General features: G+C 64.0%; 23 protein-coding genes. 12 read left to right on the forward strand and 11 right to left on the reverse strand.

What is annotated here, in order from left to right:
- Nucleotides 1–67: 67 nt before the first annotated feature.
- The 6 genes from AC0L2C_RS09835 to AC0L2C_RS09860 all read right to left on the reverse strand — a co-directional run bounded on the left by AC0L2C_RS09835 (nucleotide 68) and on the right by AC0L2C_RS09860 (nucleotide 4,563).
- Nucleotides 68–1,063, reverse strand: a complete 996-nt coding sequence (locus AC0L2C_RS09835) for a proline racemase family protein (protein ID WP_473523262.1) — start codon at nucleotides 1,061–1,063, stop codon at nucleotides 68–70.
- Nucleotides 1,060–1,863 (reverse strand): isocitrate lyase/PEP mutase family protein, encoded by an 804-nt coding sequence (locus tag AC0L2C_RS09840; protein ID WP_287066107.1) that lies wholly within the window; start codon nucleotides 1,861–1,863, stop codon nucleotides 1,060–1,062. The genes AC0L2C_RS09835 and AC0L2C_RS09840 overlap by 4 nt, the downstream gene beginning before the upstream one ends.
- Nucleotides 1,864–1,932: 69 nt before the next feature.
- The gene (locus AC0L2C_RS09845) at nucleotides 1,933–2,781 is read right to left on the reverse strand and encodes a hypothetical protein (RefSeq protein ID WP_287066106.1); all 849 of its coding nucleotides are present in this window, start codon (nucleotides 2,779–2,781) and stop codon (nucleotides 1,933–1,935) included.
- 85 nt (nucleotides 2,782–2,866) lie between these two features.
- On the reverse strand, nucleotides 2,867–3,523 hold the full coding sequence (locus AC0L2C_RS09850; RefSeq protein WP_287055152.1) for an HAD family hydrolase: 657 nt from the start codon (nucleotides 3,521–3,523) through the stop codon (nucleotides 2,867–2,869).
- Nucleotides 3,523–4,008 carry a dUTP diphosphatase gene (gene dut, locus AC0L2C_RS09855; RefSeq protein ID WP_027151599.1) on the reverse strand — a complete coding sequence of 162 codons (486 nt, stop codon included), beginning with the start codon at nucleotides 4,006–4,008 and terminating at the stop codon, nucleotides 3,523–3,525. Before dut ends, AC0L2C_RS09850 begins: the two co-directional genes overlap by 1 nt.
- An 84-nt stretch (nucleotides 4,009–4,092) precedes the next feature.
- Entirely contained in the window at nucleotides 4,093–4,563 is a 471-nt protein-coding gene (locus AC0L2C_RS09860) for an Lrp/AsnC family transcriptional regulator (RefSeq protein WP_287066102.1), read from the reverse strand.
- A 115-nt stretch (nucleotides 4,564–4,678) separates the two neighbouring features.
- Between AC0L2C_RS09860 and AC0L2C_RS09865 the strand changes: the two genes are divergently transcribed.
- From AC0L2C_RS09865 to AC0L2C_RS09875, 3 genes are all read left to right on the forward strand, one after another.
- Nucleotides 4,679–4,933 (forward strand): DUF6356 family protein, encoded by a 255-nt coding sequence (locus tag AC0L2C_RS09865; protein ID WP_091592874.1) that lies wholly within the window; start codon nucleotides 4,679–4,681, stop codon nucleotides 4,931–4,933.
- 13 nt (nucleotides 4,934–4,946) lie between these two features.
- Nucleotides 4,947–5,747, forward strand: a complete 801-nt coding sequence (locus AC0L2C_RS09870) for a class II glutamine amidotransferase (RefSeq protein ID WP_023803738.1) — start codon at nucleotides 4,947–4,949, stop codon at nucleotides 5,745–5,747.
- A gap of 168 nt (nucleotides 5,748–5,915) precedes the next feature.
- Complete coding sequence (locus AC0L2C_RS09875) at nucleotides 5,916–7,289, forward strand: amidase (protein ID WP_287066098.1); 1,374 nt, start codon at nucleotides 5,916–5,918, stop codon at nucleotides 7,287–7,289.
- On the opposite strand, the gene AC0L2C_RS09880 is transcribed toward AC0L2C_RS09875, so the two are convergent.
- Nucleotides 7,283–8,359 carry an NAD(P)/FAD-dependent oxidoreductase gene (locus AC0L2C_RS09880; protein WP_473523263.1) on the reverse strand — a complete coding sequence of 359 codons (1,077 nt, stop codon included), beginning with the start codon at nucleotides 8,357–8,359 and terminating at the stop codon, nucleotides 7,283–7,285. The two genes, AC0L2C_RS09875 and AC0L2C_RS09880, sit on opposite strands and share 7 nt — an antisense overlap.
- Nucleotides 8,360–8,481: 122 nt before the next feature.
- On the opposite strand from AC0L2C_RS09880, the gene AC0L2C_RS09885 reads away from it, so the two are divergent.
- Entirely contained in the window at nucleotides 8,482–10,089 is a 1,608-nt protein-coding gene (locus AC0L2C_RS09885; RefSeq protein WP_473523264.1) for a peptide chain release factor 3, read from the forward strand.
- A gap of 173 nt (nucleotides 10,090–10,262) precedes the next feature.
- On the opposite strand, the gene AC0L2C_RS09890 is transcribed toward AC0L2C_RS09885, so the two are convergent.
- Nucleotides 10,263–10,736 carry a VOC family protein gene (locus AC0L2C_RS09890; protein ID WP_473523265.1) on the reverse strand — a complete coding sequence of 158 codons (474 nt, stop codon included), beginning with the start codon at nucleotides 10,734–10,736 and terminating at the stop codon, nucleotides 10,263–10,265.
- 278 nt (nucleotides 10,737–11,014) lie between these two features.
- On the opposite strand from AC0L2C_RS09890, the gene ilvD reads away from it, so the two are divergent.
- From ilvD to AC0L2C_RS09910, 4 genes are all read left to right on the forward strand, one after another.
- Nucleotides 11,015–12,859, forward strand: a complete 1,845-nt coding sequence (gene ilvD / locus AC0L2C_RS09895) for a dihydroxy-acid dehydratase (protein WP_023802860.1) — start codon at nucleotides 11,015–11,017, stop codon at nucleotides 12,857–12,859.
- Between the two features lie 28 nt (nucleotides 12,860–12,887).
- On the forward strand, nucleotides 12,888–14,198 hold the full coding sequence (locus AC0L2C_RS09900) for an amidohydrolase family protein (protein ID WP_473523266.1): 1,311 nt from the start codon (nucleotides 12,888–12,890) through the stop codon (nucleotides 14,196–14,198).
- Nucleotides 14,199–14,244: 46 nt separating this feature from the next.
- Nucleotides 14,245–14,499 (forward strand): hypothetical protein, encoded by a 255-nt coding sequence (locus AC0L2C_RS09905; RefSeq protein ID WP_473523267.1) that lies wholly within the window; start codon nucleotides 14,245–14,247, stop codon nucleotides 14,497–14,499.
- 140 nt (nucleotides 14,500–14,639) lie between these two features.
- On the forward strand, nucleotides 14,640–15,560 hold the full coding sequence (locus tag AC0L2C_RS09910) for a DMT family transporter (RefSeq protein WP_287239167.1): 921 nt from the start codon (nucleotides 14,640–14,642) through the stop codon (nucleotides 15,558–15,560).
- Nucleotides 15,561–15,601: 41 nt separating this feature from the next.
- On the opposite strand, the gene AC0L2C_RS09915 is transcribed toward AC0L2C_RS09910, so the two are convergent.
- A complete protein-coding gene (locus tag AC0L2C_RS09915) occupies nucleotides 15,602–16,504 on the reverse strand; it encodes a phosphotransferase family protein (protein WP_128168304.1) in 903 nt (300 codons plus the stop codon).
- A gap of 158 nt (nucleotides 16,505–16,662) precedes the next feature.
- On the opposite strand from AC0L2C_RS09915, the gene AC0L2C_RS09920 reads away from it, so the two are divergent.
- The gene (locus AC0L2C_RS09920) at nucleotides 16,663–17,295 is read left to right on the forward strand and encodes a class I SAM-dependent DNA methyltransferase (protein WP_023802865.1); all 633 of its coding nucleotides are present in this window, start codon (nucleotides 16,663–16,665) and stop codon (nucleotides 17,293–17,295) included.
- Nucleotides 17,296–17,433: 138 nt separating this feature from the next.
- Here the strand turns inward: AC0L2C_RS09920 and AC0L2C_RS09925 are convergent, their stop codons facing one another.
- Nucleotides 17,434–19,887 (reverse strand): GcvT family protein, encoded by a 2,454-nt coding sequence (locus AC0L2C_RS09925; RefSeq protein WP_473523268.1) that lies wholly within the window; start codon nucleotides 19,885–19,887, stop codon nucleotides 17,434–17,436.
- On the reverse strand, nucleotides 19,884–20,768 hold the full coding sequence (locus AC0L2C_RS09930) for a phosphotransferase family protein (RefSeq protein ID WP_128168301.1): 885 nt from the start codon (nucleotides 20,766–20,768) through the stop codon (nucleotides 19,884–19,886). Before AC0L2C_RS09930 ends, AC0L2C_RS09925 begins: the two co-directional genes overlap by 4 nt.
- A gap of 426 nt (nucleotides 20,769–21,194) precedes the next feature.
- Here AC0L2C_RS09930 and AC0L2C_RS09935 point away from each other — a divergent pair, with 426 nt between their 5' ends.
- From AC0L2C_RS09935 to AC0L2C_RS09945, 3 genes are all read left to right on the forward strand, one after another.
- Nucleotides 21,195–21,968 (forward strand): DeoR/GlpR family DNA-binding transcription regulator, encoded by a 774-nt coding sequence (locus AC0L2C_RS09935; protein WP_128183265.1) that lies wholly within the window; start codon nucleotides 21,195–21,197, stop codon nucleotides 21,966–21,968.
- A gap of 76 nt (nucleotides 21,969–22,044) precedes the next feature.
- Complete coding sequence (locus AC0L2C_RS09940) at nucleotides 22,045–22,971, forward strand: LysR family transcriptional regulator (protein WP_473523269.1); 927 nt, start codon at nucleotides 22,045–22,047, stop codon at nucleotides 22,969–22,971.
- Between the two features lie 125 nt (nucleotides 22,972–23,096).
- A complete protein-coding gene (locus AC0L2C_RS09945; RefSeq protein WP_473523270.1) occupies nucleotides 23,097–24,248 on the forward strand; it encodes an ABC transporter substrate-binding protein in 1,152 nt (383 codons plus the stop codon).
- Nucleotides 24,249–24,286 lie beyond the last annotated feature (38 nt).

Below are 24,286 nucleotides of genomic sequence, written 5' to 3' on the forward strand. Positions count from 1 at the left end.
ATGCCGATGTCCTGCGCTTCCGGGGCGTACCCAACGGTACGCTCGATTCCGTTTGTTGGGCCCGGCGCTAGCGTAAGAGAAAACCGCGTCCCAGCTCGTCGTCGGGTTCGACGATGAATTCGGCCCGGCCGCAGTAGAAGGCGCGGCCGCCGACGCGGGCGATGATGGCGTCATGCGGCCCGGCTTTCGCGGTCCTCGCCACGCTGCCGGAAAAGCGCGAGCCGGCGATACTCTCGAACAGCCGCGTCTGGCCGGCGATTTCGCCCCTGGCATGCATCGCCGCCAGCCGCGCGATGACACCCGATCCGGTCGGCGAGCGGTCGACCTGGGCCTCGGCGAAGACGCATATGTTTTTGGTCGGGCTATCGGAATATGCGTCCTGTCCGTCGGTCAGGATGGTGCCGTAGAGAAAGGCAAGCTCGGCATGGTCGGGATGCGACAGCGGGAATCCCTTCTTCAGCTTCTCCGTCAGTGCCGTCGCCGCATCAACGAAATCGCGCACGCGGTTCTTGCCGAACTCCAGCCCGAACTGCCGGCAATCGGCGAGCGCATAGAAGGCGCCGCCATAGGCGATGTCGAATCCGATCGCCCCGTAACCCGGCAATTCGATCTGCTGGTCGCGGGCGAACAGAAAGGCCGGCACGCTTTCGAATGACACAGCACCGGCCTTGCCGTCCTGCACCTCGACCGAGGCGACGACCAGCCCGCACGGCGCCTCGATGTTGACTGTCGTCAGCGGCTCCTGCCGCGCCACCAGCCCCTCGTCGACGGAGTAGCGGCCGAGCGCGACGATGGCGTGGCCGCACATCGTCGAATAGCCCTCATTGTGCATGAACAGCACGGCGAGGTCGGCGCCGGGCAGGTCGAGTTCCACCAGCAGCGCGCCATACATGTCGTAATGGCCGCGCGGCTCGAACATCAGGATCTTCCTGAGATGATCGAGATGATCGCGCACATAGGCGCGTTTTTCCAGAATCGTGCCTGGAGGAATCCTGGGATAACCACCGGTGACGATCCGCAGCGGCTCGCCGCCGGTGTGCATGTCGACGACGCTGAGCTTCATGCGTTGGGTTCGGCAAACAACGCCTGCAGCTTGCCGAACGGCATGGCGGTGCGGGTGAAGCCGAAGGTGCCGTCCTGCTGGATCTCGCGCGCCGCCGTTTCCAGCATGCCGAAGGCGTAATTGGTCAGCCAGGGCCCGAGCGAAATGCGCTTGACCCCTGCCTGGGCAAGATCGGCGATGGTGAAGCCGGGCCTCACCATGACGTTGACCGGCTTGGTCAGCGCCGAGCAGACGGTTTGCACCGTCTCGACATCGCCGAGGCCTGGCGCGTAGAGCACGTCGGCGCCGGCCTTCTCGAAGGCCTGCAGCCGCTTGATCGTGTCGTCGATGTCTAGCCTGCCCCACAGAAAATTCTCGGCCCGCGCGGTGAAGACGAAGTCGTGCTTCAGCGCCCGTGCCGCCTCCGCTGCAGCGGCGACGCGCTCGACGGCATGCGAAAATTCATAAATCGGCTTGTCGGGCTCGCCGGTGTGGTCCTCGATCGAGCAGCCGGCGAGGCCTGCCGCTTCGGCTGCGAAGACAGTTTCCGCGGCACTTGTCGCGCTGTCGCCCTTGCCCTTCTCGAGGTCGGCCGAGACCGGCAGGCCGGTCGCCGCGGTCACCTCGCGGCAGTGGTGGATCATCGCCTCGAAGGTCACCGCGCCATCGGGCAGGCCGCGCGAAAAGGCAAAGCCGGCGCTGGTCGTCGCCAACGCCTTGAAACCGAAGGAGGCCAGCAGTTTCGTCGTGCCGACGTCCCAGGGGTTGGGCATGACGAAGATCGAACTGTGCAGGTCGCGAAAGATTTTGCCCTTGTCCATGGATGCTCCCCAGAGTGCGAAGCGCATTTTATCCCGCCACTGCCCGCCGGGCAAACGAATGCGATTGGGTCAGAAGCGATTGGCGTTCTCTCCTGCCAATTTGTCCAGTGCGTCGGACCCCTTGACGTATGCGGTCCCGTCCCAATGGTAGGTGACGGAGATGTCGCGCGAGGAAGCCTCGGGCGCCGGATCGTCGCAGCTTTCGCCATTCGGCACGGTGGCATCGGTCACCGTCGCCTTGATGGCCGCATAGGGCTGGCCTTCCGCAACGGTCTGAAACCCCAACTCCTGCGTGCGCCTGTAGGCACACAGGGACTCGTCGAACGTATAGATCATGTCGATCAGCTCGAACCTGTCGTCGCGGACCAGAATCAGCGGCGTGCTCACATAGCCCTGGCTCGAATTGAAATGCGTGCTCAGGGTAATGATGGCGTCATCGCCGGGCCCGATCGGCAGCTTGCCCGGATCGCGGAGATAGGTGCTCCGGTCGACGGCGACATTGACAGCGTCGAGCAGTCTCGGCTTGCCGGCAAGATCGTAGAGCGCCAGCACCGCAAAGCCCTCAGCGCTGTCGGAGGAACTGCCGAGGTCGAACAGCATGGCCAGCCGCTCCTTGCCGCCGGCCCTGATCTGGAGCACGCCAGCATCGGAAAAGCCCGACGTTTCGGGTGGCAGGCCACCGCTATCCCCACCTTCGATATGGCGCATCTCGATCGGCATGGAACCACGGTAGAAGCCGTCCTTGTCCGCCGCCAGATCGGGAATGACCATCCTGGCGAGGTCGAGATAGGTCGTGTCCTTGTGGCCGGGAACGGCGCTGCCAAGGTCCGGGAAGCTGACGCCCTGCGCGCCGGCCGCGGCCCACAGACACGGCAGCAGCAAGCAGGCGAGGGTGAAGCGAAACAGGATCGAGTTCATAGGCTGGGCGCCTCCCACTGTCGAACATTGGCAAGCTAGCATGGGCGCCTGGCGCGTCCAGCCGGATAAAAACCTGAAGACCAGATCAGGGGATCGGCACCAGCCCGGCCAGCTCGCGCATGTCGTCAAACAGGATGCCGCCGGCCTCGGTCAGGCCGTCGCGGTCGGAATGCGGGTCGCCGTAGTAGGAAAATACGCGCATGCCGGCGGCAATGCCGGCTAATGTCCCGGCGACGCTGTCCTCGATGACGATGCAGTCGGCGGGCGCGAAGCCCATCGTGCTTGCGGCATGCAGGAACAGGTCGGGAAACGGCTTGCCGCGCGAAACCATGGTCGAGCTGAACAGTGCATGCTCGAACAGCGGCAGCAGCCCGGTCTGGCCGAGCGTGATGTGCATTTTACTCACCCGCGCCGACGAAGCGACGCAAGTTGCGATGCCGGCAGCGTGCACGGCTTCGATGAACTGCCTGACATAGGGGACGGCTTCGACGCCATGCGCGAACAGGTCCGGCAGACCGGCGTTCCAACGGTCGACGAAATCGGCGCCGAGGCTGGCGCCGGTCGCCTCGACTTCCTTCTGCACCGAGACCATGGCGCGGCCGGAGAAGTTCTTGCGGCAATATTCGAAGCTTGCCGGGTAGCCGGCGGCGCTGAGCCATTCGGCGAGGCGTCGATTGGCCAGGTTCTCGGTGTCGACCAGAACCCCGTCGCAATCGAAGATGACCAGTTTGGGTAGGGACATCAGGCCGTGCCGGTCGATCCGAAACCGCCGGAGCCGCGCGTCGTTCCGCCGGCCAAGCTGCGCTCATCGACCGTCGCCTGCGTCACCGGGGCGAAGACGATCTGGGCGATCCGCATGCCGCGCGTCACCGCGAAATCCTCGTCGCCAAGATTGATCAGCAGGACCTTGACCTCGCCGCGATAGTCGCTGTCGATGGTACCCGGCGTGTTGAGGCAGGTGAGGCCATGCTTGAAGGCGAGGCCCGAGCGCGGCCGGACCTGGCCTTCCACGCCCTCCGGGATCTCCAGGATCAGCCCGGTCGGCACCAGCGCGCGTTTTCCCGGCAGGATCAGCAGCGGCCGGTCGTCCGGCACCGCGGCGCGCAGATCCATGCCGGCGGCGCCCGCGCTTTCATAGGCGGGAAGCGGCAGGCCTTCACCATGCGGCAGCCTGACGAAGCCGACGGCCGGACCGATGACGGAGGAAGTGTAGAGTGCTGCGCGCATGAGGCTGATCCTATCGCTGTCAACGCCGATTCAGTCAACTCGGCGGCCAGGCTATCAACGGCTTTCTTTCAGCGCAGTTCCGTTTCAGCGCAGTTCTACGGGAATGATCGTCGTCTCCTTGATCTCCTCCATGACGAAGGACGCCGAAACATCCGACAGCGCCACCTTGGCGATCAGCCGCTGATAGAGCCGGTCATACGCCTTCACGTCGGCGACGCGGGCACGCAATACATAATCGAGGTCGCCGGACATGCGGTAGACGCCGGTGATCTCGGGAAAGCCGCTCACTGCCGCCCGGAATTTTTGCAGCCAGTCCGGATCATGATTGGAGGTCCGGACCAGGATGAACACCGAAAGGCCAAGGCCAAGCTTGTCGGCATCGACCAGCGCCACCCGGCCGGTGATGACGCCGTCTTCTTCGAGCCGCTTGACGCGGCGCCAGCAGGCGTTGCGCGACAGCGACACCCTTTCCGACAATTGGTCGACCGACAGCGTGCCGTCGCGTTGCAACTCGGCCAGCAATCTTCGGTCGATCTCATCGATTTCCAGAGACATGTGGGATGTTTGTCCCATTATTTGGCCAAACACAAGGATGATTTGGGACCGATGAACCGAAAGCTCGTGCCAGAATACTCAGCATTGGGGGCTTACCCAGGCAGGAGGGATCACCATGACGACACGGCTTGCAAGGCTCTTTACCTCTCACCCGGCCAAGGTGGGCGAGACCTATTTCAGCCATATGGCCTTCGCGGCGTGGTTCTGCTCGCGTCTGTTCATGGCAGCGTTCGCCGCACTCATTCACGCTTTCTTGCCGTTTCTGTTTGAGACTACGGCCAGCCGAATCGTTCGCGAGCTCTATGAGCGCACGCACAACAGAGGCACACACGCGATCAAGGAGCCTGCGGCTCTCATGGATCGCGCCTGAGGGGGATTAAGCGATGTGCCGGTGGGCGGCCTATCTTGGCGAAGCGGTTTTCCTCGAAGACATCGTCACGGCGCCCTGCCATTCGCTGATCGCCCAGAGTCATTGCGCCCAAGAAGCCAAGTCGCCGACCAATGGCGATGGCTTTGGTCTCGCCTGGTACGGCGACCGGCCCGAACCGGGTCTCTATCGCGACATCCTGCCGGCCTGGTCCGATCCCAATCTGAAGAGCCTGTGCCGGCAGATCAGGTCCAGCCTGTTCCTTGCCCATGTGCGCGCCTCGACCGGCGGCGCCACCAGCCGCATGAACTGTCATCCCTTCACTGCCGGCCGCTGGTCGTTCATGCACAACGGCCAGATCGGCGGCTTCGAAAGAATCCGCCGCGCGCTGGAAAACGCGCTCTCCGACGATGTCTTCGATCGGCGCGAGGGCACCACCGATTCCGAACTTTTCTTTCTCCTGATGATCGACGAGGGTCTGGCGGGCGATCCGCAAGGCGCGGTGTCGCGCGCTACGGCGCGGGTGATCGACGCCTCGCGCCGCGCCGGCTTCGAACCGGCGCTGAGACTTACCGCCGCCTTGTCGGACGGCGAATCGCTCCACGCAGTGCGCTATGCGACCGATGCCCACGCGCCGACGCTCTACACCTCCGTCTTCCGCAATGGCGGCGGGCGATGCCTTATGTCGGAGCCTTTCGACCGTGATGGCGGCGACTGGCAGCCGATCCCGCCCTCTAGCTTCGTCACCATCACCAGAGACGGCATGACCATTCGTCCATTTGCGCCGGAACCGGCAAGACTGGCGCTGGCCGTGTAGATCCCTCGCTATCGCGGCAATATCGCGGGACAGCGCCCCCTCAGCAGACCCTCGCAGCGCAATTCCGATCAAGCACCACCTGTCCTCGAATGCTGAACTCGGCTTGAAGACGCGCCGTAGTCCGCCATTTGGTGAGGCTGGCGCCGCTAGCAAGCCGGAGCATTGGTCATGGACCTCGTCTTTTCCTCCACCAGAGAATTGGCTGCCGCGATCCGCGACCGCAAGATTTCCGCCGTGGAAGCGCTGGACGCGCATTTGGCTGAGATCGACAGGCATAATGAGGCGGTCAACGCGGTCGTCACGCTCGACAGGGAAGGGGCTCGCGCTCGCGCGAAGAAGGCCGACGAAGCGCAGGCGCGCGGCGACGCTCTCGGGCCGCTGCACGGCGTGCCGTTCACGCTGAAGGACACCCACGAAACACTGGGGATGAAGACGACGGTCGGCTTCCCGCCTTTTGCCGACTATGTGGCGAGAAAGGACAGCCCGGTCGTTCTCAGGTTGAAGGCGGCCGGCGGCGTGCTGGTCGGCAAGACAAACGTCGCAACGATGCTGGCCGACTGGCAGTCGAACAATCCGCTGTTCGGCCGCACCAGTAATCCATGGGATCTCTCGCGCACCGCAGGCGGTTCAAGCGGGGGAGCGGCGGCAGCACTCTGCGCGGGCATGACGCCATTCGAACTCGGCACCGACATGCAGGATTCGATCCGCCTGCCGGCAGCCTTCTGCGGCGTCTACGGCCTCAAGCCGACCGAGCATCGCGTCTCCCTGGCCGGCGCCTTTCCCGATCCCGGTGGCGTACCGCGCGGCGTACGGCTGATGTCCTGCATCGGTCCGCTGGCCCGCAACGTCGAAGATCTGGCGCTGATCCTGAGGATCATTGCAGGACCGGATGGCAGCGACACCGACCTTGCCCCGGTGCCTGTCGAGGGCACGCCGGAGGTTGATCCCAAGACCCTGCGCATCGCTTTCGCGCCGGCCTTTCCGGGTTTTCCGGTAGCCGGCGAGATCAGGGCCGCGGTCGAAAGTCTGGCCGAGCAACTCAAGTCTGCGGGGGCAGCCGTCGAGGAAGCAAGACTGCCGACGCTCGACTTGCATGACGATCTGACGCAAGGCGGTGCGCTGATCGGCATGATGCTGGAGGCTGCGCAGCCGGAGCCGCCGGAAGAACCGACACCGGTCTCGCGCTGGTTCGAGGCGCTCGCCCGCCGCGACCAGTCAATTCTTGCCTGGGACTGGTTTTTCGAAGGTTGCGATGTCTTGCTTTGCCCTGTCGCCATGACCACGGCCTTTCCCCATTGCGAGCCGGGAACACCGATCAAGGTCGATGACAGGGAGCAGAGCTACTGGCTGCTGCCAGCCTATGGCGCGGTGTTCAACTACAGCGGCCACCCGGCACTGTCGATTCCCTGCGGGCAGGACCGCGACGGCCTGCCCATCGGCCTGCAGCTGGTCGGCCGTCGCTGGTCAGAATCGCGGCTGCTTGGCATCGCCAGGGCGATAGCGCCGCTGAGCGGCGGTTTTCGCCGTCCGCCCGGCTATTGAGCAAACCGGGTCAACCCATAAGGCTCAAGCAGCGGGTCGCGCGCGTCGTCCAGTATTTCCCGGGCGGCGAACAGGCCGACGGCTGGCGCCAGCGTGATGCCCGAATGCATGACCGCGACATAGAGGCCGCTCACGCCTTGAGCCCGTCCGATGATCGGAAAGCCGTCGATCGGCGTTGGCCGACAGCCGACGGTGTGAAAATCCAGTTCCAGCCGGTCGGCGCCGCGGAGCATGGTTTTCATCGACGCATACAACTCTCGGGCTGTGGCTTCGGCTTCCATGCCCGGATCGGCGCCGCCGAAATCCGAGCCGGCGATGATGCGGCCCTCGGCAGTCTGGCGCATGTGCAGCCGGTCGCCGATCACCAGGCCGTTGAGCAGCTTTTCGTACGGGCGTGAATGGACGATCAGGCCGGGCGGCGTCTCGATCGGCAGTTTTAGCCCGGCCGTCGCCGCAATTGCCGCAGAGCCGGCGCCGGCCGCGATCACTACCTCGTCGGCGACAATCCGTCCGGCTGACGTATCGACGCGGCTAATCCTGCCATTGGTCTGTATCAGCGCGGTGACTGTCGTGCTGGTAATCACCCGCGCGCCAAGCCGCTCGGCGTCGGCCAGCAGCGTCTGCGTGGCCGCGACCGGTTCGGCCACGCCCTCCTCAGCGACGTGAAGGGCGAAGTCGGGAAGCTCGGTCAAATTGGGCTCTATACGTGCGGCTCCCACGCGGTCGACGCGCTCGATCCCGTAGCCCCAGGCGGAATGCTCGGCGGCATAGGCCTCAAGCTCGGCCGGCGGCAGGTCCCAGCACAGGCCGCCGCACCAGGCGAGCGGAATGCCGGCCACGTCATGGGCAAGCTGCGTCCATTCGGCCATCGAACGGGTACGCAGCCGGAAATACGGCTCTGGATTGCCCCAACTGGCATTGATCCAGGCAAAGGAATTCGGCGTGGCGACGCCGCCGGCACCGCTGTCGGCAACGATCGTCACGTTCGCGCCAGCCTTCGCCAGATGCCAGGCGATGGACGCGCCGATGATGCCGGCGCCGACAACAATGACGTGTTTGGCTGCGCTCATGGATGGACCTTTATCGAACCGCCTCTGTTGATGCCATTGCGGCGGACCTATCTCAAGGCCGGGCAAACCGCCCAAAATTGTTCGACAGGCTGCAAAAGCGCTGGTAGAAGCCCGCGCACCACATGGGATTCCACAAATTGGCTGAAGACATCACGAACGCGGTGGCGCGCCGCCGCACTTTCGCGATCATCGCGCATCCGGACGCCGGCAAGACGACGCTGACCGAAAAGCTGCTGCTGTTCGGCGGTGCCATCCAGCTTGCCGGCGAGGTCAAGGCCAAGAAGGATCGCATCCAGACCAGGTCGGACTGGATGAAGATCGAGCGCGAGCGCGGCATTTCGGTGGTCACCTCGGTGATGACCTTCGAGTATGAGGACAATGTCTTCAACCTGCTCGATACGCCCGGTCACGAGGATTTCGCCGACGATACCTATCGCACGCTGTCGGCGGTCGATGCGGCGGTCATGGTCATCGACGCCGCCAAGGGTATCGAGCCGCGCACGCTAAAACTGTTCGAGGTCTGCCGGCTTCGCGATATCCCGATCATCACCTTCGTCAACAAGATGGACCGCGAAAGCCGCGACCCGTTCGAGATCCTCGACGAGATCGAGCAGAAGCTGGCGCTGGACACCGCACCGATCACCTGGCCGATCGGCCGCGGCAAGACCTTTTCCGGCACCTATCATCTAGCGCTGAACGCCGTGCGAAAGGGCGACGCGGAGAAAGAACGCACGCCGGTCAACGGTCCCGATTCCAACCGCGTCGCCGGCCTGTTGCCGGAGAACGAGCGCGAGGCTTTCATCGAGGAGCTGGAGCTGGCGCGCGAAGCCTGCCGCCCGCTCGACATCGGTGCGTTCCGCGAGGGCCATCTGACGCCGGTCTATTTCGGTTCGGCGCTGCGCAACTACGGCGTGCGCGATCTGATCGAGGCGCTTGGCGCCTACGGACCGCCGCCGCGCGCGCAGGAGGCCGACACCCGCAAGGTCGAGGCGACCGAGGATAAGATGACCTCCTTCGTCTTCAAGATCCAGGCCAACATGGATCCCAACCACCGCGACCGCATCGCCTTCGTCCGCGTCTGCTCGGGCAAGCTCGAGCGCGGCATGAAGGCCAAGCTGGTACGCACGGGAAAACCGATGAGCCTGTCGGCGCCGCAATTTTTCTTCGCCCGCACCCGCGTCACCGCCGACGAGGCCTTTGCCGGCGACGTCGTCGGCATCCCCAACCACGGCACGCTGCGCATCGGCGATACGCTGACCGACGGCGAGGAGATCCTGTTCCGCGGCGTGCCGAATTTCGCGCCGGAAATCCTGCGCCGCGTCCGGCTCGGCGACGCGATGAAGGCCAAGAAGCTGAAGGAGGCGCTGCACCAGATGGCCGAGGAAGGCGTCGTGCAACTGTTCTCGCCAGAAGACGGCTCGCCGGCAATCGTCGGCGTCGTCGGTGCGCTGCAGCTCGACGTGCTGAAGGAGCGGCTGAATATCGAATACACGCTGCCGGTCGATTTCGAGATGTCGCGCTTTTCCGTCTGCCGCTGGATATCGGCCGACGACAAGGCCGAGGTGCATCGCTTCATCGAGGCGCATCGCGGCGACATTGCCCGCGACCTCGACAACGATCCGGTGTTCCTCGCCCAGCACGCCTTTTCGCTCAACTACGAGGCCGAGCGCTGGAAGGCGATCCGTTTTGCGGCGGTCAAGGATTACCAGGTCCGCGACAAGGCGGCCTGAGCTGTTGGTTTCCCCTTCTCCCCTTGTGGGAGAAGGTGTCGCCGAAGGCGACGGATGAGGGGTGTTCCAGGGAACGCCAACGTCTCGCTCCGCTGGAACACCCCTCATCCGTCTCGGCGCTGCGCGCCGATCCACCCTTCTCCCACAAGGGGAGAAGGGAAGATCGCCTTCGCTCACCCCCTGGCTGCCTCCTCGATCTTGGCGATGTCGATCTTGGTCATTTGCATCATCGCCTGCATGACGCGGCCGGCCTTTTCCGTGTCGGGGTCCTGCAGCAGCCTCGGCAATTGCTCCGGCACGACCTGCCAGGAGACGCCGAATTTGTCCTTCAGCCAGCTGCACTGCCTGGGCTCGCCACCGCCCTCGATCAGCCTGTCCCAGAAATAGTCGACCTCCTCCTGCGTCTTGCAGTCGATGGACAGCGAGACTGCCTCGGTGAACTTGAATTGCGGCCCGCCGTTGAGCGCCTGGAACTGCACGCCGTCGAGCTCGAAATAGGTCACCAGCACCTTGCCCTCATTATCGCCGCTGCCCTTGGGCCAGCGCATCACGCTCAGCACCTTCGAGTTCTTGAAGATGGAGATGTAATGGTTCATGGCCTCCTCGGCCTGGTCGTCGAACCACAGGCAGGGGGTGATCTTTTGCATTTTCTTGCTCCTCGGGCTGTTTTGGCTTGTTTTCACGCGTCCAACGGCCGGCTGGCGATTGATGCCGGTCGCCGCCGTCTGCCCAAGGACGCTCAAACAAAACACGATCCGACAGCACCTCTGATTTTTTTTACGTCCTGGACCGGCTTGCCGTCCTTGGCTCAAGATCCCGGCGCATCGCAAAACCGTGGCCAGACCAGACGGTGCCGTATATAACGCCGCTCAATTCCGGTTTTCCGCGCCTGTTCGGACGCGACGCAGACAGCAAGGACAGTTTAATGCCCGCCTACCGTTCCCGCACCACCACCCATGGCCGTAACATGGCCGGCGCCCGCGGCCTGTGGCGCGCCACCGGCATGAAGGATTCCGATTTCGGCAAGCCGATCATCGCTGTCGTCAATTCCTTCACCCAGTTCGTTCCGGGCCACGTCCATCTCAAGGATCTCGGCCAGCTGGTCGCCCGCGAGATCGAGAAGGCCGGCGGCGTTGCGAAAGAGTTCAACACCATCGCTGTCGACGACGGCATCGCCATGGGTCATGACGGCATGCTCTATTCGCTGCCTTCGCGCGAGCTGATCGCCGACTCGGTCGAATATATGGTCAACGCCCACTGCGCCGACGCCATGGTCTGCATCTCGAATTGCGACAAGATCACGCCGGGCATGCTGATGGCGTCGCTGCGTCTCAATATCCCGACCGTCTTCGTCTCCGGCGGCCCGATGGAGGCCGGCAAGGTGGTGCTTGCCGGCAAGACGCAGGCGCTCGATCTGGTCGACGCCATGGTCGCGGCTGCCGACGACAAGATCTCCGACGAGGACGTCAAGACCATCGAGCGCTCGGCCTGCCCGACCTGCGGCTCCTGCTCGGGCATGTTCACCGCCAATTCGATGAATTGCCTGACCGAGGCGCTCGGCCTTTCGCTGCCCGGCAACGGTTCGACGTTGGCGACGCACGTCGACCGCAGGCGGCTGTTCGTCGAGGCCGGCCACCTGATCGTCGATCTCGCGCAGCGCTACTACGAGCAGGACGACGACACCGCGCTGCCGCGCAGCATCGCCTCGAAGGGCGCCTTCGAGAACGCCATGACGCTCGACATCGCCATGGGCGGCTCGACCAACACCGTGCTGCACATCCTGGCTGCCGCGCATGAGGGCGAGATCGATTTCGGTCAAGACGACATTGACGCGCTGTCACGCAAGGTGCCGGTGCTATGCAAGGTTGCCCCCGCCAAGGCGGATGTGCACATGGAAGACGTCCACCGCGCCGGCGGCATCATGGCGATCCTCGGCCAGCTCGATAACGCCGGACTGATCAACCGCGACCTGCCGACCGTGCACACCGCAAGCCTCGGCGAAGCGCTCGACCATTGGGATATCTCGCGCACGTCAAGCCAGAATGTCCGCGACTTCTTTCTGGCGGCCCCGGGCGGCGTGCCGACGCAGGTCGCCTTCAGCCAGGATCGCCGCTGGGACGAACTCGATCTCGACCGGGAGAAGGGTGTCATCCGCTCGGCCCAATATCCTTTTTCCAAGGATGGTGGCCTTGCCGTGCTGAAAGGCAACCTGGCGCTCGACGGCTGTATCGTGAAGACCGCGGGCGTCGATGAATCGATCCTGAAATTCACCGGCCCGGCCAGGGTGTTCGAAAGCCAGGACGCCAGCGTCAAGGCGATCCTGTCCAACGAGATCAAGGCCGGCGATGTCGTCGTCATCCGCTACGAAGGGCCGCGCGGCGGCCCCGGCATGCAGGAAATGCTCTATCCGACCAGCTATTTGAAGTCGAAGGGCCTCGGCAAGGCCTGCGCGCTGGTCACCGATGGCCGCTTCTCCGGCGGCACCTCCGGCCTGTCGATAGGCCATGCTTCTCCCGAGGCGGCGGAAGGCGGGCTGATCGGGCTGGTGCATGAGGGCGATACGATCGAGATCGATATCCCGAACCGCACCATCCGGCTTGCCGTCGACGATGCCGAACTGGCCGCCCGCCGCGCCGCGATGGAGGCCAAGGGAGCCGCCGCCTGGAAGCCCGAGGAAAAGCGCAAGCGCAAGGTGACAATGGCCTTGCGCGCCTACGCCTCGATGGCGACCAGTGCTGCAAAGGGTGCGGTAAGGTATGTGCCGGAATAGGTTCGCTTCTTCAAAGGGATGACGGTAGATGGATTTCGACCTTATCGTCCGCGGCGGCACGCTGCCCGACGGCAGGATCGCCGATATCGGCATCATCGGCGAGACTATCGCGGCCATCGAGCCGGAGCTGAACGCTGGCGCGGGCACGGCGATCGACGCCCATGGCAATCTGATCTCGCCGCCCTTCATCGATCCGCATTTTCACATGGACGCCACGCTCTCGCTAGGCATCCCGCGCATCAACGTGTCGGGCACGCTGCTCGAAGGCATCTCGCTGTGGGGCGAACTGAAGCCGCTGTTGACGCACGAAGCGGTGCGCGACCGCGCGCTCGCCTATTGCGACTGGGCAGTGTCCATGGGCCTGCTCGCCATCCGCAGCCATGTCGATGTCTGCGATACCAGGCTGCTGGCGGTCGAAGCCCTGCTCGATGTGAAGAAGACCGTCGCGCCCTATATCGACCTGCAACTGGTCGCCTTCCCGCAGGATGGGTTTTATCGCTCGCCGACGGCGCGCGATAACACCATCCGCGCGCTCGACATGGGTGTCGACATCGTCGGCGGTATCCCGCATTTCGAGCGCACCGTGGCCGACGGTACGCGTTCGGTGACGGAACTGTGCGAAATCGCGGCAGAACGCGGCCTCATGGTCGACCTGCATTGCGACGAGACCGATGATCCGCTGTCGCGCCATATCGAACAACTGGCCTATGAGACGCAACGCCTCGGCCTGCAGGGCAGGGTCGCCGGCTCGCATCTTACGTCGATGCACTCGATGGACAATTACTATGTCTCGAAGCTGTTGCCGCTGATATCAGAGGCAGGCGTCTCGGCGATCCCCAATCCGCTGATCAACATCATGCTGCAGGGCCGCCACGACACATTTCCCAAACGCCGCGGCCTGACGCGGGTCAAGGAAATGCTTGCCCACGGTATTCGCGTCGGCTGGGGTCAGGATTGCGTGCTCGACCCCTGGTATTCGCTGGGCACCGCCGACATGCTCGACGTCGCCTTCATGGGCCTTCACGTCGCCCAGATGTCGAGCCCGGCCGACATGGCGCGCTGCTTCGACATGGTCACCAACGTCAACGCCGCCATCATGGGCCTCGACCATTTCGGCCTGTCGGTCGGCAAGCGCGCCAGCCTCGTCGTCCTCGATGCCGGCGATCCGGTCGAGGCCTTGCGCCTGCGTCCCGAGCGGCTCTGTGTCATCGCCAGGGGCAAGGTGGTGGCCGAGCGGGCCAGGCAGGAAACACGGCTCTCGATCGCCGGACGGCCGGCAACAGTAAACCGCAGGCATCGCCGGTCTCAAAACTCTATCGATCAGATTGATAGGTCCTGACCGCAAGTCTACAATCAACCTCCAGTTTTATGCCGAGGAGGATGTCATGTGGCACAAGGCGGCGATGGTGGTCGTGATGGCGGCGACCTGTGCAGGCTGCATGACGGCCGAAGACCGTCGTGCCGCGGACGAGGCGAAATGCCGATCCTACGGCTTCGTCAGGAAGAATGATGCCTTCGCCGAATGTCTGCAGCGCATCGATCTGGCGCGCCGCGCCGAGCTCAGAAGTGCGTCGGTCTTCGATCCTTGGGATCGGCCGGTGATCTATCGTCCGGTTATCATTCGGCCACGGCCAAAGTAGGCCGTTGCGATCGTCCGTACAGGCCCAGCCGATTTCCGGTCCCTGGTCTGGCCGGCTTCCCGATTTCCGCTCGTCAAAGCGGCCGCTTGCGTCTACGACGCTGCTCACCGGGCTTTCATGCGGGAGGAAGCGACATCGGCATGGCACAGCCAACAGCCCAGAATTCAACGTTCAGGAACGTGCTTTTGGCTGGCATTCTGCTGATGCTGGCCGGCGATTTCCTGTTTGCTTTGAATGATGCGATGGGCAAATGGCTGGTCGCCAGCTTTTCCGTCGGCCAGGTCGTGCTGATCCGTTCCATCGGCGCCTTTTTCGTGCTCGGTCCGATGATCGCGCGTCAAGGCGCGGCCAGGCTGTTCCGCATGGAGCGCCTGGAACTGCAGGTCTTGCGCGTCGTCATGACGACGCTTGACACGGCGCTGTTCTACGCCGCCGTCGTCTATCTGCCGCTCGCCGACGTCATGAGCTTCTACATGGCAGGGCCGATCTACGTGGCGGCGCTGTCCCACCTGTTGCTTGGTGAAAAGGTCGGCTGGCGCCGCTGGATGGCGATTCTGGTCGGGTTCTGCGGGGTGCTGATCATGCTCGAACCGTCCTCGGCCGCGTTTTCGCTGTCGTCGACCTTCGCGCTGGCCGGAAGCATTTCATTCGCCTTCGCGATCATTCTCAACCGGCGGTTGCGTAGCACCAGCGACACCTCGCTCGTTACCTGGCAAACCATCGGCACGCTGCTGGTCGGCGGGTTTCTCACCATCGGCAACTGGCAGACGCCGTCCTCGCTCGATTTCGGCGCCATGCTGCTTCTTGGCATCGTCTCCTGCGGCGCGCATCTGATGATCACCAGGGCGCTGAAGCTGGCGCCGGCGTCGACGCTGGCGCCGCTGCATTACAGCCTGCTGCTGTGGGCCGTCATCTTCGGGCTGGCCTTCTTCGGCGACATGCCCGGCCCGCGCATCCTGATCGGCTCGGGCATCATCGTGCTGGCCGGCCTGTTCATCTTCCATCGCCAGAAAGTAGTCGACACGGTGCCGCCCGAAAACGTGCCGAAAGGTGTCAACTAGGGTCCAGATTTCTGGTGCCTTAAGGTTCAGAGTTTTGGCATTTAACCGGCGCGCACCGCCGCCAGATGCGTTGAGAAGTCGGCCGTCTCCATCAGCGCCCTGCAGCGTGAAAAGCGACCGTCGGCATAGGCGCGGAAATCGTCGGCCGGATTGCTGTTGGCAAGCTGGATCAGTCCCCACAGCGTCCACAAGAGATCGCACATCGCCTTGTAGATGACGATGCGGCCGCGCTCCGCCGGCGTCGGCTCGCCACCGAAATAGGCGCCCATCATCTCGTCCTCCTGCGCCGTATCAAACTGGCCTTCGACGCTGAGGTCGCCGAGATCCCAGAGCGGGTCGTTCATGCCGGAATATTCCCAGTCGACGATCCACATCCTGTCGCCCGTATCGAGAAAATTTTCGCACAGCGGATCGCAGTGGCAGGCGACGAGAGGCAGGGGATGCGCGGCAAGCGCCGAGCGCACGGTTTCCGCCTCGATAACGACGTCGTGGTAACCGGCAGGCAGGGCGACGTCCTTGGTCGACAGCACCTTCAGGTAGTCGTCGATCATCGCAAACAGCTCGAAGCGGAAGGGAAACACCGCGCCGGATGTATGCAATCTGCGGAAGGCTTTGCCGGCACGCGCCGGACTGCCCGGCCGGGTCTTGAATTTATCCGGCGACATCGTCTCGGCGCCCGCGATGAAGCGCGTCACCATCACGCCTGTCTCGCCGTCGACATGCAGCAGCTCGGGGCTGACGCCGGCCATCGCCGCCTCCCGCGCCGCCACCGCCTCGTTGGCGCGGTTGATATACTCCTGCGTGCCCTTGCCGGGAATCCGCAGGCAGGCATCTCCAGCCCTGAAGACGAGGTTGGTGAGGCCACCCAGCCGCTCCAGCGGGCCCTCGTAGCCGGCCAGCGCCGGAATGGCTGCAAGCGCCGCGCGTGCTTCCTCGTCCACCATCGCTTCTGCCCTCTTTTCACGTCTATTTGTGGTGACGACGGTTCCACAAATTTCGCCGTTTGGCTATCATCGCTTGCATGCGGTTCACTCCAGCGCCGTGCGTTCCTGTAGGACGCGCTAAGAACGCTGCGGCACTTTGATTTGCGAACGAGACTGTAATGGCGGACAGGAAAAACAAAGGCGCGCTCGCCGCGGCCTATGCAGCGAAGCGGCCAGAGGAGGTGGCGGCGCTCTACGACCGCTGGTCCGACACCTACGACGCCGACATGTCGGCGGCCGGTTATCGCCATCCGACCATCTGCCTTGCCCTGCTTGCCCGCCACCTGCCGCGCGGCGCGGCACCGCTCCTCGATGCCGGTGCCGGCACCGGGCTCATCGGCGAGTGGCTGAAGATCGCGGGCTATCCGCAGGTCGAGGCGCTCGACATTTCCGAAGGCATGCTGGCCCAGGCAGCGCGCAAGGGCGTCTATTCGGCGCTTCACTGCTTGGCGCTCGGCGGCCCGCTGCCCTTCGCGGATGATGCCTATGCCGGCATCATATCGGCCGGCGTCTTCACCTCGGGCCATGTCGGCGCTGAGGGGCTGGACGAACTGATCCGCATCTGCCGGCCGGGCGGGATAATCGTGCTGACGGTCAAGAACACCCTGTGGGACGCCGGCTTTTCCGCAGGGATAGCCGACCTCGAGGCGAAGGGCGTCGTCACGCGCGCCGAGGAGACATCGCCCTATGTCTCCATGCCGGGCGAGGCCGACACCGTGCCCAGCCGCGGTCTCGTTCTGCGCGTGAACTGACCATCCCGCTCTTATGCATGTCGCTCAAAAGCACGCCCTCGGGCCTGACCCGAGGGTGCGCAGCGGTTTGCGATAACGACATGCATAGAAACAAGAACTCAAAGCGCCTCGCATGAATCCGTTCAGACGCGACGCGCTTTAGGCTCTGATCCTTTCTCCGGCCGGGTCGTAAAGCGGCTCGAGATGGATTTTTGCCGGCGTCCGCTCCATAGCCACCACCAGCTCGTAGTCGCCGCAGGTGAGGAAATCGTCGCTGACGCCGTCGGCGTTGCGCACATAGCCGTAGCCGATGTTCTTTCCGACCGTGTAGCCATAGCCGCCGCTGGTCAGGTAGCCGACCGGCTCGCTGTTGCGCAGGATCGTTTCGCGCCCGAGCAGCACGATCTCGCAATCGTTGACGGTGAAGCCGGCAAAGCGTTTTTTCAGAACCGCGCCGCCGATCTCTTCCAGCGCCCGCCGCCCGAGAAAATCTGTATTCTTGCGAAGCTTCACCGCCCAGCCGAGGCCGGCCTCCTGCGGCATGTCGTTGGGCGTGATGTCGGAGCCCCAGGCGCGGTAGCCTTTTTCCAGCCGCAGCGATTCCAGCGCCCTGTAGCCGATCGGGCGGATGCTGTGCTCCTCGCCCGCCGCCATCAGAGCGTCGAAGATTTCGCCCGTCGCCGCGATCGGCACATGCAGCTCCCAGCCGAGCTCGCCGACATAGGTGACGCGCAGCGCCCTAACTGTGGTGCCGGCGATGGAGATTTCCCGCACGTGTCCGAACGGGAAAGCGGTGTTCGACACGTCCGCATCGGTCACCGCAGCCAGCACGTCGCGGGCCCGCGGCCCCATCAGCGACAGCGTGCCGAAATCCTCGGTGACATCGGTGAGCGTCACGTCGAGCTCGTTGCCGACATGGTCGCCGATCCACGAGAAGTCATGCGTCCTAAAGCCGGTGCCGGTGACGACGTAGAATCGGTCTTCGCCGAGCCGCGCCACGGTCAGGTCGGCCTCGATGCCGCCGCGCGTGTTGAGAAGCTGCGTGTAGGTCAGCCGGCCGACCGGCTTGGCGACGTCGTTGGCGCAGATCCAGTCGAGCGCCTTCAGCGCATCCGCACCGGTCATTTCGTATTTGGCGAAGGACGACTGGTCGAAGATGCCGACGTGTTCGCGCACGTGCCGGTGCTCGTCGCCGACCGGCGAAAACCAGTTCTGCCGGCCCATCGAATAGATGTCGTTCGGCTCGACGCCTTCGGGCGCAAACCAGTTCGGCCGCTCCCAACCGAGCTTGGAGCCGAACACGGCGCGGTGCTTTTGCAGCCGTTCATAGAGCGGCGACACGATCCGTGGCCGGCCCGTGGCATACTCTTCATGCGGGAAGCCGATCGTATAGTGCTTGCCATAGGCTTCCAGCGTGCGGTCGCGGACCCATTGCCGGTCGCGGTGCAGGTCGGAAAAGCGCCTGATATCGACCACCCACAGGTCGAGTGGCGCCTCGCCGTCGACGACCCACTGCGCCAGCACCCAGCCGGCGCCGCCGCCTGCCGCGATGCCGAAGGCGTTGAAGCCGGCGCCGACGAACATGTTGGCGCATTCGGGTGCCACGCCGAGAATGAAATTGCCGTCCGGCGTGAAGCTCTCCGGCCCGTTGATCATCTGCTTGACGCCGACGGTTTCGAGCGCCGGAACCCGCTTGATTGCCTGGTTCATATGCTGCTCGAAATGATCGTAGTCGTCGTCGAACAGCCGGAACTGCCAGTCGTCAGGGGCATCGCCGCCGGGAAGACCGGTCGTCCAGGCTTGCGGGTTCGGCTCATAGCCGCCCATCACCAGCCCGCCGACCTCTTCCTTGAAATAAATGCGGCGGTCGGGGTCGCGGATCGTCGGCGCATCGCTCGCCAACCCGTCTATTCTCTCGGTGACGATGTACTGGTGCTTCACCGGCTGCAGCGGCACGTTGATGCCGGCTAGCGCCCCCACCTGCCGCGCCCATTGCCCGGCACAGTTCACCACCTTGTCGCAGGCGATATCGCCCCTGTTGGTCTTTACCGTTGTGACGCGGCCCTCCCGCATGTCGAAGCCGGTGACGCGGACATCCTCGAACAGCCTGGCGCCATGCATGCGCGCGCCTTTGGCCAGCGACTGCGTGATGTCGGAAGGGTTTGCCTGGCCGTCGGTCGGCAGCCAGTTGGCGCCGACGAGACCGCCGGTTGCCAGCAGCGGCCACATCGCCTTGACCTCGGCCGGTGACAGCAACTGCATGTCCATGCCGAAGCTCTTCGCCGTCGTCGCCAGCCTCTTGTACTCGATCCAACGGTCGGCATTGGTGGCGAGCCTGAGGCATCCGGTCATCTTCCAGCCGGTGGCCAGCCCGGTTTCGGCTTCCAGTCCCTTGTAGAGATCGACCGAATATTTGAGCACGCGGGTGATCGAGGCCGAAGACCGCAGTTGACCGACCAGCCCCGCCGCATGCCATGTCGAGCCCGAAGTCAGTTTGCCCTGTTCCAGGAGCACGACATCGGCCTTGTGGTCACGCGCCAGATGATAAGCCGTCGAACAGCCGATTATGCCGCCGCCGATGACGACGACCTCGGCGTGGGCGGGCAAGGTCATGATATCTGTCCGTATTTTGTTCTGTAGTTTTCCAGCGCGGCATCGAGCCGCGTCAGGTTTTCGTCGGTATAGGCAACGTAGTCGATGCCGGGCGCGTCGAGATAAAGTTCGGAAACCATGCTCCACATCGCCTCGCGCAACAGCGATGCGCATTGCATGGCCGCATGCGAGCGGCGGATCGCCTCGTCCGGCTCCTTCATGAAATAGGCGGTCAAGAAGGCGAAGGACTCCTCGTCGTTCATGGTGGCGTTCGAGGCAACGCCGGCGAGGTCGAACATCGCCGTGTTGAAGCCGGCATATTCGAAATCGATCAGCCACAGCCTGTGGCCGTCATCGAGAATATTAGCCGGCAGAAGGTCATTATGACCGAAGACGATCGGCAGCAATTTCTGCGCCCGTTCGAGCTCGTCTGCAAGCGTCAGCAGCCGCGGCAACTCGCTTCGCATGCGGCTGTCGGCTTCCTCCAGCGTGCGCGCATAGTCGCGGATGACATGGAATACCCAGAACATGAAGCCGGCGCCGGAGACATGATTGGGCATCTCGCGATGGAAGCCGCGCATCAGGGCGGCGACGCGGTCGATATTGGCGCGGACGTCCTCGGCGACAAAAGTCTTGGCGCCGAGAAATTCCGTTACCAGGATGCCGGGCTCGGAATGGCGGACGGCAGGCGCGAAGCCGGCGGCATGCGCCGCGCGCGCGGTCATCACCTCGCGCTCGCGAAAGACGTGATGGAACGGAAAGTCCTGGCCAAAGCGCACGACATGCCGCCCGGCGGCGTCCTTGACCAGATAGTTGGCGTTGCTCAGGCCGCCCGGCAGCGGCGCGATCTCGACGCTGCCGGTCCAGCAGGGCAGGGCGCGGATGCGGTCCTCGGTGGTCACAGGTGAATCCCTCGTTGCGCGGGGTTCAAGGCGTCGCGGGCGACGCAAAGAGGGCGGCCGGAAGGAGGGAGCAATGCGAAGTCCTCGTCGGTGCGGGATCCCGGGATCGGTATCCCGCACCGCACCGACGAGCCCCAGTGCCGGGTTCTTTGACTCCGGCATCCGCCCCCGCGGATTCAAAAAAGTCCTTTTCCCTTACGTCAGACGATTTCCCGGACGTTCGGGCAGGCGAATTTTGGTGCGGCTCTGCCATCGTTCTCCCGTGGCAGTTCCGAAGCCTGTCACAAGCCAGTGTCGCGCCATGTGATCCGGCTTGTCAACGACAACTTGTGGCTTTTTGCCCGAAATCACAAGGATTTCTTGTAAACTGTGGCCGATTTGCCTTAGAAGCGGTCAGTAGCGCAACAAGTCGATTGGGTGAGACCGATGCCCTCGAAGCGGCATGGCGAGATACTGCGTCTCCTCCATGAGGAAGGCACCGTCACCATCGCCAGCCTGGCCGACCGGCTGGGCGTCTCGCTGGAGACCGTGCGCCGCGACGTCAAGCCGCTGACCAGTGACGGTTCGATCCTGAAGATGCATGGCGCCGTCGGCCTGCCGTCGATGGCCGGCGAGGCGCCGTTCGAGCGGCGTATGCGCGAGAATGCCGATGCCAAGCGCGCCATCGCCCGCATGGTTGCCGCCACCATCCGCGACGGCGAAGCGATCATGCTCGACACCGGCACCACGACCTCTTTCCTGGCCCGCGAACTGCTCGGTCACCGGCGGTTGACGGTGGTCACCAACTCCTCCGACATCGCCCGCACGCTGGCCACCGTCAACGGCAACAAGGTCTACATGGCCGGCGGCGAACTGCGCAGCGATTCGGGCGCTGCCTTCGGCGTCTCGGCCATTGCATTCGTCAGCCGCTTTTCCGTCAGCCACGCTGTGATCTCCACCGGCGCGGTCGATGCCGTCACCGGCGTGATGGACTATGATCTGGACGAGGCGGAATTCGCCCGCATGGTGCTGTCGCGCGGCCAGCGCTCGCTCGTCATCACCGACCACACCAAGTTCGGCCGCCAAGGTCTGGTCCAGGTCTGCGGCCTCGACGGTTTTTCCGAACTCGTCACCGATCGGCCGCCGCCGCACGCCATCGCCGCAGCGCTTGCCCAGGCTGGCGCACGGCTCAGCATTGCCGGCAGCGAAAGCGGGATCTGACCTGGCCAGAGCAGTAATGCGGTGAGCCTGGGATCGGCGGCTTTTCTTCCTTGCCGTCCCGGTGTTTAGTCCGGCGATGGCCTTCACCATCCGCCAATTGCAGTTCTTCATCGCCGTCGCCGAGCAAGGCACAGTGACTGGCGCCGCCCAAAACCTGTCCATCTCGCAATCGTCGGTCACCGAGGCGATCAAGGAGCTCGAAGGCGATCTCGGCGTCGAACTGTTCGAGCGCCATCCGCGCGGCCTCAACATCACCCACAAGGGCCACCAGTTCCTGCGCCACGCGACAAAGATCCTTGCCGATGTTTCCGATGCGCGCCGCGCCTTCTCCGGCGAGCAAGCGGCGGCTGGCGGCCGGCTGCAACTCGGCGTCACCTCGCTGGTTGCCGGCTATGTCCTGTCCGACCTTCTCGCCCGCTATCGCCGCGCCTATCCGGGCGTCGAGATCTCGGCCATCGAGGACAATGGTGACTACCTCGAACATCTGCTGATCGGCGGCAAGCTCGACATCGCCGTCATGGTCACCTCGAACCTGCGCGACCGCACCGCCCTGCAATCGGAAATTCTCGAAGTCTCGCCCTACCGGCTATGGCTGCCCCTTGGCCATCCGCTGTCCGGCGCCGACATCATCGGCATCAGCGATATCGCGTCGGAGCCGCTGATCATGCTGACCGTCGACGAGATCGAAGAGAATACCGGAAAATTGCTGGCCGCGATCGCCGCCAAGCCGCATGTCGCCTTCCGCACCCGCTCGGTCGAAGCGGTGCGCAGCCTCGTCGCCACCGGCGCCGGCGTGGCGCTGCTGCCCGACCTCGTCTACCGGCCATGGTCGCTGGAAGGCGACCGCATCGAATCGCGCGATATTTCGGGCTCGTTGCCGGTTGTCCAGGTCGGCACGGTCTGGCGGCGCGGCTCCGGCCTGTCACAGGCGGCGCGCGACTTCATCGGGCTTGCCCAGTCGCAGCGCATGGTTCGGCAGCGGCTGGACAAGAACGGCCGCTGACCTATCGGAAAAACCGATATCGCCTTTCTGACAAATGAATTTGCGAAACCGGAAATTTCACAGCACTTTGACAATCAGGGACCAAGCCGCCGCGAGAGTGCGGCCCCTCAGATGGGAGATCGACGATGAATTCATTCCTGAAGTCATGCACTGCATTGACGGTCGCGCTGGCCTTCTCCGGCCAGGCGATCGCCCAGGTTAAGGAACTTGGCAAGGGCGAAGGCCAGGTCAACATTGTCGCCTGGCCCGGCTACATCGAACGCGGCGAAACCGACAAGAACTATGATTGGGTCACGTCTTTCGAGAAGAACGCAGGCTGCAAGGTCAATATCAAGACCGCCAACACCTCCGACGAGATGGTCGCGCTGATGAATGAGGGCGGCTTCGACCTTGTTACTGCCTCGGGCGACGCGTCGTTGCGCCTTGTCGCCGGCAAGCGGGTCCAGCCGATCAACACCGATCTCATCCCGAGCTGGAACACGGTCGACGACCGGCTGAAGGATGCGCCGTGGTTCACGGTCGGCGGCGTCCACTACGGCGCCCCCTACCAGTGGGGGCCGAACGTGCTGATGTACAACACCGAGGTGTTCAAGGAAGCGCCGAAGAGCTGGAACGTCGTCTTCGAGGAGATGACCTTGCCCGACGGCAAGCCGAACAAGGGCCGCGTCCAGGCCTATGACGGGCCGATCCACATCGCCGATGCGGCCAACTATCTGATGTTCCACAAGCCGGAGCTCGGCATCAAGGATCCCTACGAGCTGACCGAAGACCAGTACAAGGCCGCCCTCGATCTGCTGCGCGTCCAGCGCACGCTGGTCGGACGCTACTGGCATGACGCCGCCATCCAGGTCGACGATTTCCAGAACGAAGGCGTCGTTGCCTCCGGTTCATGGCCCTATCAGGTCAACACGCTGGTTGCTGCCAAGAAGCCGGTCGCTTCGACCATCCCCCAGGAAGGCGTCACCGGCTGGGCCGACACGACCATGCTGGCAGCCGACGCAGCCCACCCGAACTGCGCCTATATGTGGATGGAGCACTCGCTGTCACCGAAAGTGCAGGGCGATGTCTCCGCCTGGTTCGGTTCGCTGCCGGTGGTGCCGGCTGCCTGCAAGGGCAACGAATTGCTCGGCGACGAAGGCTGCAAGACCAACGGCTACGACAATTTCGAAAAGATCAAGTTCTGGAAGACGCCGGTGTCGAAATGCGCCACCCAGGACCAGTGCGTGCCTTACTATCGCTGGGTGTCGGACTATATCGGCGTCATCGGCGGACGGTGAGTTCGTTTCGCATTGCTCGCCAGTTGGCGCTGCCCCTC

The sequence above is a fragment of the Mesorhizobium sp. WSM4845 genome (genome assembly GCF_055811455.1).

Coding starts and splice junctions, on each gene's coding strand:
- AC0L2C_RS09835 (WP_473523262.1), bottom strand. CDS start 1,063: ATGAAGCTCAGCGTCGTCGACATGCACACCGGCGGCGAGCCGCTGCGG.
- AC0L2C_RS09840 (WP_287066107.1), bottom strand. CDS start 1,863: ATGGACAAGGGCAAAATCTTTCGCGACCTGCACAGTTCGATCTTCGTC.
- AC0L2C_RS09845 (WP_287066106.1), bottom strand. CDS start 2,781: ATGAACTCGATCCTGTTTCGCTTCACCCTCGCCTGCTTGCTGCTGCCG.
- AC0L2C_RS09850 (WP_287055152.1), bottom strand. CDS start 3,523: ATGTCCCTACCCAAACTGGTCATCTTCGATTGCGACGGGGTTCTGGTC.
- dut (WP_027151599.1), bottom strand. CDS start 4,008: ATGCGCGCAGCACTCTACACTTCCTCCGTCATCGGTCCGGCCGTCGGC.
- AC0L2C_RS09860 (WP_287066102.1), bottom strand. CDS start 4,563: ATGTCTCTGGAAATCGATGAGATCGACCGAAGATTGCTGGCCGAGTTG.
- AC0L2C_RS09865 (WP_091592874.1), top strand. CDS start 4,679: ATGACGACACGGCTTGCAAGGCTCTTTACCTCTCACCCGGCCAAGGTG.
- AC0L2C_RS09870 (WP_023803738.1), top strand. CDS start 4,947: ATGTGCCGGTGGGCGGCCTATCTTGGCGAAGCGGTTTTCCTCGAAGAC.
- AC0L2C_RS09875 (WP_287066098.1), top strand. CDS start 5,916: ATGGACCTCGTCTTTTCCTCCACCAGAGAATTGGCTGCCGCGATCCGC.
- AC0L2C_RS09880 (WP_473523263.1), bottom strand. CDS start 8,359: ATGAGCGCAGCCAAACACGTCATTGTTGTCGGCGCCGGCATCATCGGC.
- AC0L2C_RS09885 (WP_473523264.1), top strand. CDS start 8,482: ATGGGATTCCACAAATTGGCTGAAGACATCACGAACGCGGTGGCGCGC.
- AC0L2C_RS09890 (WP_473523265.1), bottom strand. CDS start 10,736: ATGCAAAAGATCACCCCCTGCCTGTGGTTCGACGACCAGGCCGAGGAG.
- ilvD (WP_023802860.1), top strand. CDS start 11,015: ATGCCCGCCTACCGTTCCCGCACCACCACCCATGGCCGTAACATGGCC.
- AC0L2C_RS09900 (WP_473523266.1), top strand. CDS start 12,888: ATGGATTTCGACCTTATCGTCCGCGGCGGCACGCTGCCCGACGGCAGG.
- AC0L2C_RS09905 (WP_473523267.1), top strand. CDS start 14,245: ATGTGGCACAAGGCGGCGATGGTGGTCGTGATGGCGGCGACCTGTGCA.
- AC0L2C_RS09910 (WP_287239167.1), top strand. CDS start 14,640: ATGGCACAGCCAACAGCCCAGAATTCAACGTTCAGGAACGTGCTTTTG.
- AC0L2C_RS09915 (WP_128168304.1), bottom strand. CDS start 16,504: ATGGTGGACGAGGAAGCACGCGCGGCGCTTGCAGCCATTCCGGCGCTG.
- AC0L2C_RS09920 (WP_023802865.1), top strand. CDS start 16,663: ATGGCGGACAGGAAAAACAAAGGCGCGCTCGCCGCGGCCTATGCAGCG.
- AC0L2C_RS09925 (WP_473523268.1), bottom strand. CDS start 19,887: ATGACCTTGCCCGCCCACGCCGAGGTCGTCGTCATCGGCGGCGGCATA.
- AC0L2C_RS09935 (WP_128183265.1), top strand. CDS start 21,195: ATGCCCTCGAAGCGGCATGGCGAGATACTGCGTCTCCTCCATGAGGAA.
- AC0L2C_RS09940 (WP_473523269.1), top strand. CDS start 22,045: ATGGCCTTCACCATCCGCCAATTGCAGTTCTTCATCGCCGTCGCCGAG.
- AC0L2C_RS09945 (WP_473523270.1), top strand. CDS start 23,097: ATGAATTCATTCCTGAAGTCATGCACTGCATTGACGGTCGCGCTGGCC.